This window comes from Seonamhaeicola marinus (assembly GCF_008085455.1).
Window position 1 is genome coordinate 1 of sequence record NZ_VSDQ01000525.1, and the last position, 359, is coordinate 359.

General features: G+C 40.1%; 1 protein-coding gene. It reads right to left on the minus strand.

Annotated features, from left to right (window positions below; translation table 11 throughout):
* The coding region (locus FUA24_RS08075) for a uridine monophosphate kinase (protein ID WP_394344194.1) at positions 1–359 on the minus strand (359 nt) is incomplete at both ends.

Below are 359 nucleotides of genomic sequence, written 5' to 3' on the forward strand. Positions count from 1 at the left end.
CTTTATCTTTTTCAGGGTCTGCGGTGTAAATACCATCAACACGTGTGCCTTTTAAAATAACATCGGCTTCAATTTCTATAGCTCTTAAAACAGCCGCAGAATCTGTTGTGAAATATGGGTTGCCTGTACCACCACCAAAAATAACTACGCGTCCTTTTTCAAGGTGTCTCATAGCTTTTCGTCTAATAAAAGGTTCAGCTACTTCATTAATTTTAATTGCTGTTTGTAATCTGGTTGGTAGGCCAGCATCTTCTAAAGCGCTTTGTAAAGCTAAACCGTTAATTACTGTAGCTAACATACCCATGTGGTCTCCTTGTACTCTGTCCATGCCGTTACTAGCCCCAGCAACACCTCTAAAT